28 protein-coding genes are annotated in these 17,606 nt (G+C 48.4%); 23 read left to right on the top strand and 5 right to left on the bottom strand.

Translation table 11 applies throughout. The annotated features are described in order from the left end of the window. Nucleotides 1-77 precede the first annotated feature (77 nt). The 8 genes from NYE70_RS11565 (at nt 78) to NYE70_RS11530 (ending at nt 5,609) form a co-directional block, all read left to right on the top strand. The gene (locus tag NYE70_RS11565) at nt 78-1,070 is read left to right on the top strand and encodes a baseplate assembly protein (protein WP_341047583.1); all 993 of its coding nucleotides are present in this window, start codon (nt 78-80) and stop codon (nt 1,068-1,070) included. Further along, nucleotides 1,006-1,620, top strand: a complete 615-nt coding sequence (locus NYE70_RS11560; RefSeq protein WP_341046077.1) for a phage tail protein I — start codon at nt 1,006-1,008, stop codon at nt 1,618-1,620. The genes NYE70_RS11565 and NYE70_RS11560 overlap by 65 nt, the downstream gene beginning before the upstream one ends. Further along, entirely contained in the window at nt 1,621-3,186 is a 1,566-nt protein-coding gene (locus NYE70_RS11555; RefSeq protein WP_341046076.1) for a tail fiber protein, read from the top strand. A gap of 118 nt (nt 3,187-3,304) precedes the next feature. Continuing rightward, complete coding sequence (locus NYE70_RS11550) at nt 3,305-3,577, top strand: hypothetical protein (RefSeq protein ID WP_341046075.1); 273 nt, start codon at nt 3,305-3,307, stop codon at nt 3,575-3,577. 103 nt (nt 3,578-3,680) lie between these two features. Further along, the gene (locus NYE70_RS11545; RefSeq protein WP_341046073.1) at nt 3,681-4,067 is read left to right on the top strand and encodes a hypothetical protein; all 387 of its coding nucleotides are present in this window, start codon (nt 3,681-3,683) and stop codon (nt 4,065-4,067) included. A gap of 49 nt (nt 4,068-4,116) precedes the next feature. Continuing rightward, entirely contained in the window at nt 4,117-5,013 is an 897-nt protein-coding gene (locus tag NYE70_RS11540; RefSeq protein WP_341046072.1) for a glycoside hydrolase family 25 protein, read from the top strand. Next, nucleotides 5,010-5,231 carry a phage holin gene (locus NYE70_RS11535; protein WP_341046071.1) on the top strand — a complete coding sequence of 74 codons (222 nt, stop codon included), beginning with the start codon at nt 5,010-5,012 and terminating at the stop codon, nt 5,229-5,231. Before NYE70_RS11540 ends, NYE70_RS11535 begins: the two co-directional genes overlap by 4 nt. A 255-nt stretch (nt 5,232-5,486) precedes the next feature. After that, a complete protein-coding gene (locus tag NYE70_RS11530) occupies nt 5,487-5,609 on the top strand; it encodes a hypothetical protein (protein ID WP_341046069.1) in 123 nt (40 codons plus the stop codon). Nucleotides 5,610-5,940: 331 nt separating this feature from the next. On the opposite strand, the gene NYE70_RS11525 is transcribed toward NYE70_RS11530, so the two are convergent. The 3 genes from NYE70_RS11525 to NYE70_RS11515 all read right to left on the bottom strand — a co-directional run bounded on the left by NYE70_RS11525 (nt 5,941) and on the right by NYE70_RS11515 (nt 7,450). Then, nucleotides 5,941-6,180, bottom strand: a complete 240-nt coding sequence (locus NYE70_RS11525) for a hypothetical protein (RefSeq protein ID WP_341046067.1) — start codon at nt 6,178-6,180, stop codon at nt 5,941-5,943. A gap of 624 nt (nt 6,181-6,804) precedes the next feature. Then, a complete protein-coding gene (locus NYE70_RS11520; RefSeq protein ID WP_341046066.1) occupies nt 6,805-7,158 on the bottom strand; it encodes a hypothetical protein in 354 nt (117 codons plus the stop codon). 67 nt (nt 7,159-7,225) lie between these two features. Beyond that, nucleotides 7,226-7,450 carry a transcriptional regulator gene (locus tag NYE70_RS11515; RefSeq protein WP_341046065.1) on the bottom strand — a complete coding sequence of 75 codons (225 nt, stop codon included), beginning with the start codon at nt 7,448-7,450 and terminating at the stop codon, nt 7,226-7,228. A gap of 185 nt (nt 7,451-7,635) precedes the next feature. Between NYE70_RS11515 and NYE70_RS11510 the strand changes: the two genes are divergently transcribed. The 5 genes from NYE70_RS11510 (at nt 7,636) to NYE70_RS11490 (ending at nt 10,795) form a co-directional block, all read left to right on the top strand. Next, entirely contained in the window at nt 7,636-8,436 is an 801-nt protein-coding gene (locus NYE70_RS11510) for a ParM/StbA family protein (RefSeq protein ID WP_341046064.1), read from the top strand. Beyond that, nucleotides 8,429-8,641, top strand: a complete 213-nt coding sequence (locus NYE70_RS11505) for a hypothetical protein (protein WP_341046063.1) — start codon at nt 8,429-8,431, stop codon at nt 8,639-8,641. Before NYE70_RS11510 ends, NYE70_RS11505 begins: the two co-directional genes overlap by 8 nt. Then, on the top strand, nt 8,638-8,859 hold the full coding sequence (locus NYE70_RS11500) for a hypothetical protein (RefSeq protein WP_341046062.1): 222 nt from the start codon (nt 8,638-8,640) through the stop codon (nt 8,857-8,859). Before NYE70_RS11505 ends, NYE70_RS11500 begins: the two co-directional genes overlap by 4 nt. Nucleotides 8,860-8,954: 95 nt before the next feature. Further along, nucleotides 8,955-10,199 carry an FtsK/SpoIIIE domain-containing protein gene (locus NYE70_RS11495; protein ID WP_341046060.1) on the top strand — a complete coding sequence of 415 codons (1,245 nt, stop codon included), beginning with the start codon at nt 8,955-8,957 and terminating at the stop codon, nt 10,197-10,199. Then, nucleotides 10,196-10,795, top strand: coding sequence for a replication-relaxation family protein (locus tag NYE70_RS11490; protein WP_341046059.1), 600 nt, complete (start codon nt 10,196-10,198; stop codon nt 10,793-10,795). Before NYE70_RS11495 ends, NYE70_RS11490 begins: the two co-directional genes overlap by 4 nt. A 476-nt stretch (nt 10,796-11,271) precedes the next feature. Here NYE70_RS11490 and NYE70_RS26015 read toward each other — a convergent pair whose 3' ends face one another. Continuing rightward, nucleotides 11,272-11,499: a helix-turn-helix domain-containing protein gene (locus tag NYE70_RS26015; protein ID WP_445323770.1), complete on the bottom strand. Its 228-nt coding sequence runs from the start codon at nt 11,497-11,499 to the stop codon at nt 11,272-11,274. Nucleotides 11,500-11,694: 195 nt separating this feature from the next. Further along, nucleotides 11,695-12,396 carry a helix-turn-helix domain-containing protein gene (locus tag NYE70_RS11485; RefSeq protein ID WP_341046058.1) on the bottom strand — a complete coding sequence of 234 codons (702 nt, stop codon included), beginning with the start codon at nt 12,394-12,396 and terminating at the stop codon, nt 11,695-11,697. 243 nt (nt 12,397-12,639) lie between these two features. On the opposite strand from NYE70_RS11485, the gene NYE70_RS11480 reads away from it, so the two are divergent. The 10 genes from NYE70_RS11480 (at nt 12,640) to NYE70_RS11435 (ending at nt 17,592) form a co-directional block, all read left to right on the top strand. Then, a complete protein-coding gene (locus tag NYE70_RS11480; protein WP_341046057.1) occupies nt 12,640-12,900 on the top strand; it encodes a helix-turn-helix transcriptional regulator in 261 nt (86 codons plus the stop codon). 22 nt (nt 12,901-12,922) lie between these two features. Next, nucleotides 12,923-13,729, top strand: coding sequence for a phage antirepressor (locus NYE70_RS11475; protein WP_341046055.1), 807 nt, complete (start codon nt 12,923-12,925; stop codon nt 13,727-13,729). Beyond that, on the top strand, nt 13,722-13,904 hold the full coding sequence (locus tag NYE70_RS11470; RefSeq protein ID WP_341046054.1) for a hypothetical protein: 183 nt from the start codon (nt 13,722-13,724) through the stop codon (nt 13,902-13,904). The genes NYE70_RS11475 and NYE70_RS11470 overlap by 8 nt, the downstream gene beginning before the upstream one ends. A gap of 133 nt (nt 13,905-14,037) precedes the next feature. Beyond that, on the top strand, nt 14,038-14,313 hold the full coding sequence (locus NYE70_RS11465; protein WP_341046053.1) for a hypothetical protein: 276 nt from the start codon (nt 14,038-14,040) through the stop codon (nt 14,311-14,313). 200 nt (nt 14,314-14,513) lie between these two features. Continuing rightward, nucleotides 14,514-14,771 (top strand): hypothetical protein, encoded by a 258-nt coding sequence (locus NYE70_RS11460; RefSeq protein WP_341046052.1) that lies wholly within the window; start codon nt 14,514-14,516, stop codon nt 14,769-14,771. A 10-nt stretch (nt 14,772-14,781) separates the two neighbouring features. After that, nucleotides 14,782-14,997 carry a hypothetical protein gene (locus NYE70_RS11455; protein ID WP_341046051.1) on the top strand — a complete coding sequence of 72 codons (216 nt, stop codon included), beginning with the start codon at nt 14,782-14,784 and terminating at the stop codon, nt 14,995-14,997. Nucleotides 14,998-15,048: 51 nt separating this feature from the next. Further along, complete coding sequence (locus tag NYE70_RS11450; protein ID WP_341046050.1) at nt 15,049-15,570, top strand: HNH endonuclease; 522 nt, start codon at nt 15,049-15,051, stop codon at nt 15,568-15,570. A gap of 16 nt (nt 15,571-15,586) precedes the next feature. Further along, nucleotides 15,587-17,173 (top strand): ATPase, encoded by a 1,587-nt coding sequence (locus NYE70_RS11445; RefSeq protein WP_341046049.1) that lies wholly within the window; start codon nt 15,587-15,589, stop codon nt 17,171-17,173. Continuing rightward, the gene (locus NYE70_RS11440) at nt 17,163-17,435 is read left to right on the top strand and encodes a hypothetical protein (protein ID WP_341046047.1); all 273 of its coding nucleotides are present in this window, start codon (nt 17,163-17,165) and stop codon (nt 17,433-17,435) included. The genes NYE70_RS11445 and NYE70_RS11440 overlap by 11 nt, the downstream gene beginning before the upstream one ends. A 4-nt stretch (nt 17,436-17,439) precedes the next feature. Further along, nucleotides 17,440-17,592: a DUF6906 family protein gene (locus tag NYE70_RS11435; RefSeq protein ID WP_341046046.1), complete on the top strand. Its 153-nt coding sequence runs from the start codon at nt 17,440-17,442 to the stop codon at nt 17,590-17,592. Nucleotides 17,593-17,606: the final 14 nt, after the last annotated feature.

Below are 17,606 nucleotides of genomic sequence, written 5' to 3'. Positions count from 1 at the left end.
AAAACAACATCATCACCATTTTTGAAGGCATCGTCGGCAACCGGTTATATCCGGCAGACCCGAGGCGCCTTTTTTTAATGACTTTGGCCCAGATCATCATTCAGCAGCAAGCGCTAATCAATCACAACAAAAAGATTGACCTGCTCAAATATGCAAGTGGCCCGGTGCTGGATCATATAGGGGCTCTCTACGATGTGTCTAGGCTTCCATCAGAGGCGGCAATCACAACGCTCCAGTTTAGCCTGTCGATGCCCCTCACATCGGCCACTATTATTCCTGCAGGTACCCGAGTGGGGCCACAGGGCAGTGGCGGAACGATTTACTTTGTAACGGATCGAGTAATTGAGATACCAGCAGGCGGGTTATCAGGGACCGTCATAGCATCCTCATCGGTACCTGGGATAGCGGGTAACGGATTCCTCCCGGCCCAGATCAACACGCTGATTGATCCCTTGCCGTTTATACAGAGCGTCACCAACTTAACGGAGAGTTCGGGCGGAGCAGAGTCGGAAATGGATGACGCATTTCGCGAGCGGATCCGTTCGGCCCCGGAAAGTTTTTCCGTAGCCGGTCCAGAAGGAGCATATCGTTTCTGGGCTAAGACGGCGAGCCCATCTATTGTGGACGTAGCAGTCACATCCCCTCAACCGATGGAGGTCGTGGTGGTGCCTCTCTTACAGGGCGGTGAGCTGCCGTCGCAGGATGTGCTGGATGCTGTATCGGCGGTGCTGAATGACCGCACAGTCCGGCCGCTTACAGATCATGTAACCGTGCAGGCGCCCACGGTAGTCAATTACAACATCACGTTCACCTATTATGTTGATCGTGCGCGAGCAGCCGAAGCAACCAGCATACAAGACGCTGTGACGGCCGCCGTGGACGCTTATCGACTCTGGCAAAAGTCCAAGCTTGGTCGAGATATCAATCCATCGGAACTGATCTGGAGGGTGATGTCGGCAGGAGCACTGCGGGTGGAGCCCACCTCGCCGGTCTTTACAAACGTGAATGAACTGCAAGTGGCTCAAGATGTGGCCGTCAACGTTGTATATGGAGGGCTTGCCGATGGTTGATCTCAAGAGCCTCAGTATGCTCGATATTCTGCCGGACAACCTCAAACAGGACCCAAACATCAGGGCGGCAGCCGAAGCGCTGGACAGTCAATTACAGGGGCTTTCCGAGCAGATCATGAAGATGCCGCGATTCTCCCGACTAAATGAACTGGGCGATGACGAAGCCGACGAATTGGCCTGGCAATTCCACGTTGATTTTTATGATCCGGACCTGCCGATCGAGCAAAAGCGGGAGCTGGTGAAAAACGCATTAAAGTTCCATCGTCGAAAGGGTACGCCCGCAGCTGTAGAGGATCTGGTCGAAATCCTCTTCGGGACCGGTCAAGTTGAAGAATGGTTCGAGTATGGCGGGGAACCGGGAAATTTCCGGGTACGCACGACAGACCAGTCAGCCACGAACGAAAGGGCTCAAGAATTTATCCTGGCGGTTGACTCAGTGCGCCGGCTTTCGGCTCACCTGGAAGCGGTCATTTTGGAAGAAACGATTCAAGCCAATGACCTTTATTTCGGCGCGACATTACACATCGGCGATTATATAACAATTGGGTAGGTGATCTTAGTGAGCTCATGGAGTTATGCATTAACTAATAAAGGGCGGCAACTGCAGGCCAAAGCGCAGGCAGGCACCCAACTTGTTTACACCAAGATGGCCGTCGGTAGTGGGACCCTTAGCGGACAATCTATCGAAGCTATGACAGCGTTGATCACTCCTGTTAAGAATTTGGTGATCGAAAGGATTAGGCGGCCGCCAGGGACTACAAGAGCTTTGATCGGAGCGACGTTGACCAACCAGGACATCACAACTGGTTTTTTTCTCCGGGAGGTTGGCATCTTTGCCATGGACCCGGATGACGGCGAAATCTTGTATATGTACTCGAACTCTGGATCAACCGCGGATTACATCGCACCGAAGGGTGACGGGGTTATTGAAAAGGCAGTAAACATGAACGTAATTGTCGGTACTGCTGCGAACATTACAGTAGGGATTGATGAGTCACTTGTTTATGCGACCAGGAAAGAATTGGAGGAGGCTATTGCTGGAATAACGATTGGAGACGCAAGTACAACACAAAAGGGTGTTGTCCAACTCTCCAACGCCGTGAATAGCACCAGCGAGGCATTAGCTGCTACCCCAAAGGCGGTCAAAACTGTCAATGAAGCAGCTATGGCCGCACAGACCACGGCTAATGCAGCTAATCAGGCGGCAGCAGCAGCACAGACCAGGGCCGATGAGGCTTTTCAGTCTGGCAATGAGCGTAAAGCGGAAGTGGTTGCCGCGCTTATTGCCATCGGGGTACCGGCATCCACTTCGGAGTCTTGGGCGCAACTAATACCAAAGATGGCGTCAATCATCCGGGCTACTGGTGATGCGACAGCGGCGGATTTATTAGCTGGGAAAAAGGCATCGAATGCCGGGGGATCCTTTACCGGAACGATGATAGATCGAGGGGCGGCCATCATAACTCCAAGCGGCACGGGAGCCGTTACTATCCCAGATGGGGCATACAAAGGGGCAAAGGTAGCCCAGGTAAGTGTCCCTGCTGCCAAGGTGCTTAATGATACGACGATAGCCGGGGTAGCTGGAACAATGGCAAATCAAGGGGCACAAGCTATTACCCCGGGAACGGCCAATAAATCAATCCTCGCAGGCTATCATAACGGGAACGGGTACGTTGCTGGAGACTTAGATTTAATTCCCAATAATATAAAAAATGGGGTTAATATCTTTGGCGTAGTTGGAACATTTAACGGAGCAATTGCTCCAGGGGATGCTGTGTTCTATGCTGATGATGTTTCAGCGAGTACCAGCAGTACAACCTATGTTGCATTGAAAAACGTAAAGCTAACTGGATTCGCCCAAGGGTCTGTACGCGTCTCCTTTAGGTTAATACCTTCTGGCGGACCTGTTTATGCTATAGTTTATATAAACGGTATAGTTATAGGTACTTTGCGGTCAATTTCTTCAGGGGCCACGGTGTTTGTTGAGGATTTTTCCGTGAACAATAACGATGTTATATCTATTTACGGGTCTGGCAGCTCATCCTATGGAAGCACCTGCATAGTCAGTGAATTTAGGGTAGGCGTAGCTGTACCGATTACCGGAACCAAACAGTGAAAAATGATAGTAAAGCGGTAAGCGGAACAACATAACGACAGAGACAGCGCCAATAGGCGTTTTTATTTTGCCCTCGGAGCCGATCCGGAGGAATCGAAATTAACGAAGGGTGTTGAGTATGATTAGAACATTTAAAAGTAAGGACAATGTACAAGCCGTCGAATTTGTTGATTTTGCATCAATACAGAACATCATCCAGCTTACAGGAATGGGCCTAACGGTGGACTTTTCACAATCCGGATCATTGCGATCGATTACGCTTAAAAATGGGGCGACTACGTTAGTAGCGATCCCAGGCCAGTTTGTTTATAAGACGAACACGGGAACGGTGGGCGTGTGTAATTATGAGTACCTTGAGGAAAATTTTGAAGAGGTAACTGAAACAGAATAATAAATAGAGACAGCGCCGCAAGGCGTATTTTTTATGCCCTCGGGTTGCCCGGGGGCTTTTGTTTGAGAGAGATGCAAACTGCGGGGGAACAGGGGGAAGTGATTTGGATACAAAACAAGGGGTGGGTGACGTGCAAGATGTAAACACATTGGTTACTTTACAAATTCAGCTCGCCAGGATCGAGGAGACGCTGAAGCCTTTAGCCGCACTAGTCGCCACCGTAGCAGAGGTGAAAGACGTGTCCAGGGAGGCGCTGGCTTGCGCACAACAGGCCAATCAAAAGCTGGAGGCACTTGAAGTGACGGTGGAAAAAACTGAGGAAACGGCCGAGGAAGCTTTGCGTAAGGCGAAGGAGGCTTTGGCTAGGCTCGACAACCAGGATGAAAACCGGAAATGGATCCGGCGGTCTTTTTACGGTCCAATGATCTCATCGATCGCAACGCTATTGATAGCTGCGGTATTGGCCTATATTGGCCTGTCTGGCAAGTAGTAAGGCGGCCCATGTGGGCCGCTTAAGTCTTATATGGGAGGTAAAGGGAATGCAGGCACGAAACAGCCGTAATGCCCAAGGGATTGATGTATCCCACTGGCAGGGCAAAATTAACTGGCAGCAGGTCCGGGCTGATGGCCGGGCCTTTGCTTTTATTAAGGCGTCACAGGGGACGGGCCGGGTTGATCCGCAGTTTGTAGCCAACGCCAAAGGAGCAAAGGCAGCAGGACTGCTGATTGGAGCTTATCACTTTGTTGATGCAACTTCGGCGGCGGAGGCTCGCCGGGAGGCAAACCACTTTTATAACACCATGAAGACCGCAGGGGTTGAGTTCGATCTGCCGCCAGTGATGGATTACGAAAATAATCCGGGCAAACTCAACAAGGCCGCTATCAATATTGTGGCGGTCGCATTTTTGAATGAGCTTGAAGAGCTATGCGGACGGCAGCCGCTGATCTACACCGGAAACAGCTTCGCTCATAACTTTGACGCCAGCCTTGGCAAATATCCGATTTGGATCGCCCGTTACAGTACCAAGGTACCGACCGATGTAGCCGCATGGAGCAAGTGGGATATCTGGCAACACAGCGACACCGGCAAGGTCCCAGGGATCGCCGGGAATGTTGATCTGAACGAATTCAATGGCACTCTGGACGAGCTGAGAGCATGGGCGTCCGGGGGCGAGAAAAAGAAGGAGGAACCGAAGTTGGAGCAACGGGACATTAATAAGGTGAGCACATGGGCGTCAGAGAATTGGGCCGAAGCTGTGGCAAATGGCTACTTTGACGGCAGCCGGCCGGGTGCAGAGATGACTCGGGAAGAGATGGCCGTCGTGGTGAATCGACTCCGGCGGAACTTTTTAAAGCTGATCGCCGGTAATACGGTCCGGATCGAAGAGGTAGAGATGAAGCTTCAAAAAATTGAAAGTGGGGAGGATTTGCAATGAATAAACGTAGATTTAGAAACGTAGCCATGTGGGTTAGCGTGGCGTCTGCGGTCATTTTGCTCCTGCAGCTCATTGGCACCATCACTCATCTGTATACGATCACTGATGAGACTGCTCAGGCAGTTGTCGCCGCGGTCAATGTATTTCTCGGTATTCTTACTACACTCGGTATCCTTTCTAACCCAACTAAGCCGGACAGCTCCGGATATAACCTGTAGATAAGACAAAGCCCACTGGCCTTATTGGTCGGTGGGCTTTTTTTGTCGTCTATACCAGTTTCGTTGATGCTCGTTATTCAACTGTCTCTTGCAATCTGGTGAACAAGTTGTACTGCCGTTGATCGGTTCAAATTCTTTATCACACCAGGCGCATTTATTATCACGTTTACGCCGTTTTTTATTCCGCTGCGGGTTAATCGTTTCTTTATTGGCATGATAAAAGGGCAGGGCAGTTTCTCGGTCATATTCTGCGGTATGGATAGGCCGGCAGTCTGGGCAAAACCGTTGGAGCCCAGCTTGTACGATATACTGTTTGCCACAACGCTCACAGGTGTCTTCGCTTCCGATCTTTCGTATGCCATCGCCGCCGGCCCTTAGCTTTTGTTTGTGTAGCCGATCCCTTTCACGGCTTCTTTCTGCGCGGCATTCAGGGCAATAATATGCCCGCGGACCGCCTTGGAATACATTGGAGCATTCTCGACAAGTGCGATCTTGAATCATTCCTCATCACCTTCAAATCTACTCGCCAACCATAATGGAGTTAAGTTGCCTGTCCGCCCCTTGATGACAGCATCTGGCCGCGTAAACCGCTGTTCCTTCCCGCGATAAGCAGGGTTGAGCATTGCCATAGCTGTTTTTGTAACATTCTGCTGCGTGGTCCCAATATGATCGGCCAACCACGCAGCTCCTACATATTCAAGGGGCGGTGCTACTTTACCAGTGTCACGCCGACAGGTTTTTTCCAGTTGCAAATGCTGGATTCGTCAGTGATCTCCGGGTCAATGACTTCCCATGCTAGGATGTACTCATTGCCTGCAGCGTCGATCGCCGGAGCCGTGTATGTAGTGCCGTCATCGGAAGAGGATGGATCTTGGATGGTTTTCAACGTTTTCCCCTCAACTTCGACAACAGTGCTGTTTGTGCGGTTAAGTTCTTCAAATGCTTTCATCGATATTTCTCCTTCTCCTCATCCGGTTTCTCCGGCTTATCGGCTCCGTTCGTGTCCCTTGCTGTGATTTAACTATACAACAAGAGGTTGTGATACACAACCGAACAAAATAAGAACAAAGTGTAAAATATTTCAGTTGTATAAAAAACACATGCAGGTTTATAATACAAACAAACGTTCTTATTCGAGGTGTGCGAAATGAACAAACTGGCTGGAATTATAACCGCAGAAGAACGCCGAATGATGCGAGATTACATACTGCTTACTCATATACATACGATGGTGCAAAAAAGCATAAATGATCTACAATTCACGGACTCAATATTGAGAGATACTTATTTATTGTGCAACGAACACATTGAGGGTATGGTTTTCATGGACTTAAAGATACATAGGTTAGCGCTTAAGCATCATGGGATACAAGTAACCAAAGAGGAACACAACAAGGACGGTTTTGTAATTTATTACTACTATACTTGCCGAGGCTATACAGACCGCCTAGGATTGACCAGGGACGTTATGAAGTCCGAGATTAGTATAAGGCTGGGGAAATATGTGTCGATGATCGGGGAGGCAATAAAAAAGGCTGCCATGAATGGCAGCTGAGTTGTAATTTCGAATTACTCATTTACATAATGAGCTAGGTTCTTTATAGACAGTCGGATAAATTGTCATCAACTCTTTTTCCATCTTACAGGCCTTCGCTTTAGCCTCATCTATTTCATCTTCAGGAACCCTGCCATCCACAATCATAGTCATTAAATCGGTATACTCCTCCGCTAACGCTCCATCAGCCTCGATATCTTGCATTCCTTTTTCATATTTATCCCAAGCCGCGTCAAGCTGATCACCCATGTGTATTAATGCTTGTCGGTCGGCTTCTTTCTTTTTGTCATACATACTTTTACCAATCAATGTTCCCGCGGCCACGATGACTAATATGATAGCCCAAACCCACCACTTTTTAAAATAATGCACATTTTTTCCCCCTAAAAATATGTTACATCCAGTTTACTAAAACAAGGAAAATGTTTCTATACAAGGTTTATGACCAGAAATCCTTAATGGTTACATTTTCGCCAGATAGTTTTTTGGCCGCAGATGCCAGAGCCTTCTTTGTTATCATCCTCATCTTTGGATTTTCCTCGCTGCAAGCTTTTGTTAAAGTTTCGCGGTTTAGACCGGTTTCTTTACAAACAGCTTCTTGCTTTATTCCATGGTTATCCAGGAACTTACCAAATTCACTCCGCTTCTTACCTAATCCAAACATATGCAAACCCCTTATCTAAAATTCTGGTTTATATCAGTTTGGACAAATCTATTAAAAAACATACAAGCCATTCTGCGATAAACCAGAATAGTGACCAAGCTGCGAATCGTAGATATAGAACCAGATACGTAACCAGTGACCTCGGCGCCGGCCCGGTTACGTAACCAGTTACACAACTAGAGGTGATGCTGATGATAGTGGCGATCGATGCGGGCAATTACAAGACCAAGTTTTATGACGGTCGGCAGCTCCGGGCATACCCGTCCTTAATTGGAGAGTACCGGGAGAGGAACATCCGACAGGTGCATGGAGACTATGATTTTGAATTTGAGTACGACGGCGAGCGCGGGTTCGCCGGGACTCTGGCTCTGCACGAAAGTGAATGTGCTGCCAGCCAGAAGGGAGAAACCAAAGCTCACCCGGACGCACGGCTCCGGATCTTGATTGCACTGCATCAATTTGGTGATGGGCTGGAGTATGAGTTGGTAGTTGGGCAACCGGTCAGCATGCATACGGTCGCCGAAAAGGATGCGATCAAAGATATGCTCCGGGGGCGGCATGAGCTGGTCGTTAATGGCCGTCGGAAGGTGATTGTTATAAGACGGTGCGAGGTGGCCGCGGAGGGGGTCACTGCGGGGCTGTTGTTACCAGGTGGGGGAATCATTCGGGTCATCGATATCGGCAGCGGCACGGTCAATTTTGGAACGCTCGTTGATCGGCGCTTTAATGATCGAGGTAGCTTTACTCTCGGCAGCGGGCTGGAGACGCTCCGATCCGTCCAGCCGGCGGACTTTGGGCGGCAGATTTCTCTCCGAGCATTGGCAAGTGGATGGAAGGCCGGGGACGCGGTTTATGTCTGCGGAGGCGGGGCGACGGTGCTTATGGATCATATCCGCAAGTACTTTCCTGCGGTCAGGTTGATCGATGAACCTGCCTTTGCCAACGTCCGTGCATTTTACCAGATCGCGAGGCGGTTGTATGGCTAAGGACATCAAGATCATCCAGGTATCATTTAACGTACTGGACCCGGATCAGCTGCAGGTCTATGAGCATGTGCGGCGGAGGCCGAACCGGTCGGGATATTTAAAACGCCTTGCTCAGAGGGATATGGACGGCGGGATAGTGTCGGCCGTCGCTTCTGGGCATGAGGATAAGAGCGATCAAGATTTTACACTGGAGGGATTTATATGATGCTGTTTGGAGTGAGTATGGTGCCGGTAGTGCAGTTTTTGGCAGCGGGGGTTATCTCTCATGCTATTGAGCGCAAGATTGAGCGGTCTGGTCACGGAGGCCGGGTCATATATGTCCGCATCGCCAGCACCATAATTTATGTCTGCATCGGCCTGTATCACTTTTGGGATGCAATGCACTTGGCTGGACGTCTTTTCGACATCAGAGTGCATATGTAAATACTCATGTAATTGCATATGTAGCATTGCATATGTAATACAGGCTAAAAGGCGCGTTGTTATGCGAAAAAAGCAAAGTGTTAGGAGCGGAGCGAATGATAATGAGTGGAGTGATAGCAGCGGGCACCGCTCAGCTGCTTAAAATCCTCGGGGCGGGCGGCTGTAGCTTGGCTGCCTGGGGGGTATGGAGGGGGATGCCGGACCAAGTCGCTCGTCGGCGTCTCATGACGTTGTTTCGGACGGGAGGGCTGTTTTACAAGATAGTGGGGTACAAGGGGAGGGAGCTGCGCAACTATCCTTTGATCAAGCGGGTGAGCTTATATTTGGATCGCACAGAGGCGGCGTTCGTGTTGCCGGTCGGAATGGATCCTGCGGTCATAGATAAAAACGAATGGCTATTTCGGCAGTTTTTCGGACCGGGAACTGAGTTACAGCAAGGCGAGGATGCACGGACGTTTGTTATGCGGGTGTTCAGCACCTCTGTCGCCCCGTTTACCTATGCTGCCGATCAGATAGGTGAATCCATCCGGGATATGCGTCTGCCCGTCTACGTGGGCCGTACGCGTTCTGGTGACGTGTCATTTGATATGGTTGACCATCCGCATCTACTGATTGCCGGAGAGACTGGGAGCGGAAAGTCTGTGGCTTTGCGTTCGATCCTCACGACACTTATCCGAACGGTCCCGAACATGGAGCTGTATTGCGCCGATATGAAGCGATCTGAGTTTCACCTGTTCCGCGGGATCGCTCAGGAGGTTGTTATGGACGCAGCTGGGCTGCATAGGATTGTTCTGGGGGTCCGGCGGGAAATGCGGCGGCGCGGTGATCAAATGGACCGTTACGGCGTGGCTCATATCGATGACTTGCCAGCGTGGGACCGTCCGCCATATATTGTGCTCGCCGTGGATGAGGTGGCGCTGCTCAAAAAGGATAGGGACATCATGGACGGAATTGAGGAGATCAGCACGATCGGCCGGGCACTGGGAGTCTACCTTATACTCTCGATGCAGCGACCGGATGCCGACGTCCTGGACGGTAAACTCAAGAATAACCTAACGGTCCGGATGGCATTCCGGCACGCTGACGAGATTAACAGTAGGATAACCATCGGCAGCGGGGAGGCGGCGGAAATCAAGCAGAGCGAAAAGGGGAGAATGGTGCTTAAGCTCGATGGATGCCGGTACGTTCAGGGTCCACATTTAGAGTTGGATGCAGCGAGGGATCTGCTCAAGCAATTTCAAAGGCAAGAAGGCGATAGCCTGGTAACTGCGATTGAGATGAATGTGCCAGAGGAAGTGCCGTGGGAGGATGATACCAGCATCGAGGTAGGATTACTATGAACGCACGGGATAAAGCAATCTTATCCGACCTCGAGCGTTTTCGCTGCCTCTCCCGGGATGACATCGCGGAGCTACACTTTTCCCATACAAAACACCCTGTTACTCAGGCAAATATCGTGTTAAAGCGGCTCCGGCGGGAGGGCGTAATAAAGTTCTCAGCGGAACGGAGGAAATACATCTATTTCCCGGCGGAGCGGGCGATTAAAGAGGATTCACAGAAGATCAATCATTTCCTAGCGATTGCTGATTTCTATCGTCAGCTTAACCGAATCGAGGCTCCTCGGTTATTTCAGGTGGAGCCTAAACTTGGCGGGAAGGGGCTGCCGGAGCCGGATGTTTTTACGATCTGGAAGGGAGCTCCGTGGTTTGTAGAGATTCAAAGGACCCGATACACAGAGAAGGTGATGGCCGAAAAGTTGAATCGATATGAGCGGTATTACATTGGGGGAGAATGGGAGCGGGCTTCTTGGCAACCGGCAGAGAAAAAGATATTTCCGTATGTATGGATTATAGGGAAAGGAACGTATAACATTGGGGTCAGGCCGTTCAGGGTATTTCAAATTGCAGTGGAAGAAATGCTTAAAAAGATCAAATAGACTTTACAGATTTCAGGTAGATCTGCTATTATATTGACCATACCTTATTTTTCTTTTTTTAATTCCCCTAGCATACGCAGAAGGGGACATTCTAACACCGCACTTTCGCGGGCAATTATCAAAGATTCATAGTTTGAGGCATATTAATGCCGCTATGATTTGAGCAATTTTTCTAGGAGTTATTTTAAAAAAAATACTATGTTGGAGTTATGCAGGCAACTGTATAAGCTAAACATAAGTATTTTTCCTAGGAGATAAAGACTCAAATTATAGCGGCTTTTTTGTGTTCTCATGAAAGGTGGTGGTTTGTCCAGAAGGTGTCCGGTTTACAGCCGGTCGTTTATACGAGGGATGGGTTATTTTACAAGTATGTATTTCGACATTATGCGACAACGGAGTCGAAAGAAAAGAATTAGAATGGGGTCAAGAGATGTTAGGTGTCACTAAACTTTTTGCTCAGGGGATGAGTAGAAATTCTACTCTTGCCCTTCATTGGACCAGGTAAGTACATAAAGATCAGTCACACGACAACCGAGGTAATGGGCTGCATTAATCGCAAATGTAAGGGACATATGAGCATCACCGTTGATCAACTGCGTTACATAAGCTCGTGTGCATTTCAGGGCCCTTGCAAATTCAGCTCGCGACACACCCTTTTCCCTGAGTCGGTCCAATAAAAGGCATTCCCCGAGCACATAACTCATGGGAACTCCTTTCGTACTAAAGAATTAATTTTAGGAACAAATGTTCTCGTATTTTGTTCGTGTTTGTGATAATATCGTCTTAACATCTCTACGGAAAAATATAACATCAAGGAGGTATTGCATTGGAAAAAAAGGAAATTGATTTAGCTAAGTTATCGGTGGTATTGGGTAGGGACCCTGACTATCTTCGACGCATTATTTTATGTCTTCCCGGTATTGACGATCAGAACGAACAGCAGCAATCATCCGTGCAAACTCTTCCTCAGTCAACTCCCGACCATCAACTTTGAAATCAAAGCGTTTCTTAATTTCTTTATCGGATAATTCAAGCGATTTATCGAAAAGCTCTCTCTCAGTGGTGTATGAGGCAGAGCTTTCTTTAATTTCTAAACGAGTTTTATTCTTTAGTAAATTAATAAAATCAGCTTTCGATTCCATACTCATGTCGTAGTCAATTAAAAACTCAATTATCCCATTTAATGTTGTAGGGAATTTATCCAACTCTCGCTCTTCCATGTAGTGAATAAGATCTTCTCCGAAATGCTTATCAATTGTTTCAAATACCTTCGTCTTTTTTCCAGAATCAAATGCTGCAGTTACCAAGTCCCTCAATTTATCATCTAAATTCTCTTGTATTTGAAAGTAATTCTTCACTCCTGCCTTTTTCTCCTCATTCAAGCCATCAAAGTAACCGGCTTTTTCCATAAGTTCAGTTGCAGGTACGTTCAATCCTTGTGCAAGTTTTTTTATGGTTTCTGGTCTCGGTAACTCCCGCAATCCATTTTCAATTCTAGAAATTTGCGCGTTACTCACTCCAGATTTTTCTGCCAATTGATTAAGCGAAAGGTCTTTTAATTCACGAAGTTCTCGTAAATACTCCCCAAAACTTAAACTCATAATTAGGTACACTCCATTTCATAAAAATACTTTCTTTGGCATTGACTATAGTAAATATACATGAAAATTGCCAATAGGTAAAGGTAAACTGCGAAATAATGTTACCGAGTGGTAAAAGTTGATGAAAATCGACCTACAGGAACGAATATTCGCATTTTTGAGGTTTTACCATGTGGTATAGGTGTGGTACTTTATAAGTGTTCCCACAAGGTAACAATATTATACGCCGAGGAGGTGATCATTATGCGTCTAAATATCAACCTAGAAAAACTACAAGAATATATGGTGGCCAAGGGTTGGTCGGAGCCAGACCTGGCAGAGAAGGTTGGCGTCTCCCGGGTGCAAGTTTATAGAGTGTTGCGTGGTCAAAGGGCCCCTGGAAACGAGTTTATTGCGGGACTTTTGAACGCATGTCGAGAGATGGGTCTAAACGACCTATTTATTTTTGAAGAACCGTTACCAGTCGGTAATGAAGATGGGGAAGAGGCAACGATTTCTCCGTAAATAAAAGAATGAGGTGAACCGAATGAACAAACCGCAGATATTTAATCATCAGCTTTTCGGAGAAATCCGGGCGGTTGAATTAGATGGAAAACCGCATTTTGTCGGCGTTGATATTGCACGGGTCCTGGAATACTCCAATCCTAGCAAAGCGATCATCGATCATTGCAAAGGGGTTTCTAAGTTGGGAATACCTTCATCCGGAGGCAACCAAGAAACAAATGTCATCCCAGAAGGCGACGTTTACCGGCTCATCGTTAAGGCGGCTGACCAATCACGAAACCCAACAATAAGGGAGAAAGCAGAACAGTTCGAAAAATGGCTGTTTGATGAAGTCCTCCCGACGATCCGACAGCACGGAGCCTACATGACGCCAGCCAAGATCGAAGAGGTTTTGCTCAATCCTGACACGATCATAGACTTGGCCCAACGATTGAAGCAATCCAATGAGGAACGCGCGAAGCTGGCTTCTAAGATTGAATCTGATAGACCAAAGGTACTCTTTGCAGATGCTGTTACGGCAAGTCGGACAAGTATTCTGGTCGGGGAGCTCGCCAAGATCATTAAGCAAAATGGCGTTGATATTGGACAGAACAGATTGTTCGCATGGCTCCGCGGAAATGGATTCTTGATCAGCCGCAAGGGAACCGACTACAACATGCCGACGCAACGATCGATGGAGATGGGATTATTTGAGATCAAGGAAACAACCATCAACCATTCAGACGGTCACATCACTGTAAATAAAACGCCAAAGGTCACTGGCAAGGGCCAGATGTATTTCATTAACAAATTTAAATCTACTGAGATGGAGGCAATATCCAATGAATAATGCGATCCTTGAAAATGATCTCCGCGAGAAGATGGCTTACTGGCTGGAAGTTAAAATGGACGCTCAGTTCCGTGGGGATGAAAAAACAGCTCAGTTCGCTCTCGGAGAATATCGCAAACACCGGGAGGCTCGCCGGGCCTTGTGGGGTGATCCAGATGTCAGACGAACTGCTTGATAAGCTCGGCACCTACTTTGAACACTTCGACATTCTTAGTCGTTACGGCATTACCTTCGAGGATTTCGTTGGCCGGGTGCGGCGGGGAGTATGGTGTGCATGGCTTGCATGAAATAAGAAAGGAGCACTAGCGATGGCAGTAATCATTGGTAGTACAGTCAGATGTCCTTATCCAAATTGCGACCATACAGGCGATGTAATCACTAATAACCATTGCCGCACAGCTCACAAGATGGAGCGTAAGGAACTGTTTGGGCGATACGGAAAGCCGCAAGGCGTTAAATTCGACTCCCTGGCATCCAGCAAGAACCTAGCGGGTCACGTCCCCGCTCCGAACGTGAACATAGGCTACCCCAGTGATTCCATCGATGCGAAGGACAGAAGAACCGCAAGACGGAGAGGGAGGTGAGGAAAGACGATGGGGGAAGTTGCTGAAATGATTTTGGAAGGCCTGCTCTGCGAGCAATGCGGCACATTTATCGACGGAGAGGAGCCTGGTCATCCGCGGAAGTGTGATGACTGCGAATAGGCAAAAATCGCAACGCCTATTATTTTTTTGCCAAAATCGGGTTTTTGAGCCCAGAAATCAAATGAAAGCGAGGGAAATGCATGGATGAACAGACTCTGAAATACATGGGCGAGCGGGTGGATAAGGCTCGGAAGATTCAGAGAAAAATCAAGGACTTGGAACATGTGATCGAATACAGCGCGGGGAAATTCAACATCAAAATTCTGGACCAGTCAAGTAATGGGCCATATATCGAATATCGTGAATTTGGGGCATTAGCAACCAGGGCCAAAGATGCAATCTTGGATCAGGTTCGAGAAGAAATCAAACTGCTCAAGCAAGAGCTCGCAGAGTTGTAGGAGGATGCCAATGTCTGAACCTCAACAATTTCCAGCCCTCATGATCGAAGGAATTTACAACAAACTGCCGGCCATAGTCCGGATCGATATTCAAAATTACTTGTTTGCTTGGGACTGGCTTCAATCTGAGGAAAGCCAAGAAATCAGGGCACACCTGATCGATGAGCTCGAGCGGATCGAGCGGAAATACGGCATCACGGTAGACAGAAAAAAAGCCGCCCAGTGAGAGCGGACATAAAAAATAACCCGAAACCATCTTATCACAGAGGCGGTGCAAATGAAAAACGAATATGAAATTCGTGGAGACGTGTCTGTAATATTCGTTATGCGAAAAGGAAGAAAAATTGAATGCCTTATAGATACCGATCAACTAGAAAAAATTAATTCCTTTAGCGGGACTTGGTGTGCCGTAAAAGACTCGAAATCTGAATTGATTTATGTGAGAGGCGATCATGTTCGAAACGGATGTAGAAAGGTCATACCGCTACACAGATTCATTATGCAGACACCAAAAGAACTTGTTGTGGATCACATAAACCACGATCCTCTCGATAACAGAAAGATTAATTTAAGGAACGTGACTAGAAAACAAAATGCTCAAAATCGGAAGGATCAAAGAAACAATACTAGCGGCGCGAGGGGTGTAAGTTGGCACAAAGCATCTAAAAAATGGAGAGTTCAAATTTCAGAGGATGGAAGAAGAACTCATGTGGGTTCTTACTCTCAATTTGATCTTGCTGCTAACTCTTCGAAGATTGCTAGAAAAAATCAGAGCTACTTGACTGACAAAGTCAATTAGAAAGCGAGGATTGCAAATGACAAAGCAATTCAGATTCATTCGGCAGGGGCTTAGAAACTTCGCCGGGATCCGGGAACTGGATGAGAAATATGGCGACATTACCCGGCTTACTGGAAATAACGGCGAGGGCAAAACAACGTTCAATATAGCGCCCGTATGGATTTTCTACGGCACTGATATGTGGGGCAATCGCTTTAACCCTTCGCCTACAACATACGAATTTGACCGGGTTTACGCAGAACTGACCATCTCAGTAGATGGTACTGAAATGACCTTCGCCCGGGAGATCAACGAGAAGGGAACCAATGTTTTCTACATTGATGAAGTCCCGATGAAAGCCAAGGAGTTTGAGACGGCTGTGGCCGCTCTGTTCGACAAAGATACGTTCCTATCACTTTATAATCCAGGATACTTTTTCACGCAACACTGGACCAAGCAGCGCGAGATGGTTTTGAAAAACACCGTTCCACCAGCCCGGAGCAACGTTCTCGCTGAAATGAGCCGGACTACACCGGACCAGAAAGTAAAGGACATTTCACTGAACCCGGCTGCCGCCAAACTGGACGAGCTGCTGAAAAAGCATTCCCTCGATGACCTGCAGAAGATTCATGGCGGTACCGGAGGGCAGAAGTCCAAACTCGAAAAGCAACATATCGCCGCGCAAAGCCGGACCAAAACCCTGCGGGAGCAGTTCGACCGCCTGCCGGCCTCGCCGGATGATATTGAAGCGGTGAAAGCCGAGTCGGCCACGCTGCTGGAAAAGATCCAGGCCATCAATCCACAGATTGAAAAGGCAAAGTCGGAAGTTGATAAGCGATCAGCCTTGCAGGCACAGCTTTCCGCGACACGCCAACAGGTTGATGCCGCCAAAGATCGTTACATGAAGGTCTATTACGAACCGATCGAAGACACCTGTCCGAGCTGCAAGCGACCGCTGGATGAGGAATCCGTGAAGGCTGTCACCGACACCAAGGAAGCCCGGAAAAAGGAACTCCACGCAGAGCATGCAGCGCTGGTCGCCAAGCGTAAAGAGCTGGAAGAACAGCTGGCCGGGATGGAAATCGTGGACGTCTCTGACCTCTGGAATGAGATGCGCGAGCTCGAACGCAAGCGCGACGATCTGGAGGATCTGATTCACGCCGAAAAGGCGCGGGCCGACCTCAAAGCAGACGTCGAAGCGGCTAAGAAGGCCGAAGACGAAACACTGGCTGCACTCAAGGAATCCATCTTCATCCTGGATGCGATCAAAGCATACCGCGCCAAGGAAGCAGAGCTGCAGGCTGAGAAGGTCCAGTCCCTGTTCACTCGCTTAAAAGTTCGGCTCTTCAAATATGTGAAGACCTCCGGCGAATACGAACCAGATTTCAGCATCCAGATGGACGGCAAGGATTACGCCACCCTCTCGGTAGGCGAAAAGATCACCGCGGGCCTGGAACTCTCCGAAGTGCTGTTCAAGCAATCCGAAATCATCCTTCCGACCTTTGTCGATGGCATCGGAGAGTATACCGGAGAGTTTAAGATTTACGGCCAGTTAATCACAGCTCAAGCGGTCAAAGGCCGCGAATTCACAATCGAAACGGAGGACATATCCAATGAAAGATAATAGCCCATTCGCAAGCAAGAAAGACGCATTAACCTCAGCCATCCAAGCAGGCGCCGCTCGTGACTATGCGGTTTTCAAAGCCAACCGTCGCTTTAAGAGAACAGCTCTCGGAAAGATCCCTTATCGTCCCGGCGACCGCGGTCCGTCTGGAATTGCCACGGAGATCAAGAAGGTATATGGCCGCATCCTCTCCCGCAGGGAGCGCAAGCAACACGCTAAAGCTAACAGCCAGCCATTTCAAAAGTTCTACGCGCGGGGCTAACCGCATGAAGCAAGGTAAAAACCCAACCCGTCGCCAGAAGATCGCCATTAAGGAAGCCGGCATTAACCCCGACAACTGGCTCGTATGCAAGGCGCTTGATGATCGGCTCGAGCTGGTCCACCGCTTCATGAACACCACTAAAACCATTTTCTTATAGGAGGCATCATTCAT

Source organism: Paenibacillus sp. FSL R5-0407 (genome assembly GCF_038009185.1).
GTDB classification, from domain to species: Bacteria; Bacillota; Bacilli; order Paenibacillales; family Paenibacillaceae; genus Fontibacillus; species Fontibacillus vini.
Note: the sequence above shows the minus strand (reverse complement) of the source record. Positions and strands in the feature narration are given on the sequence as shown.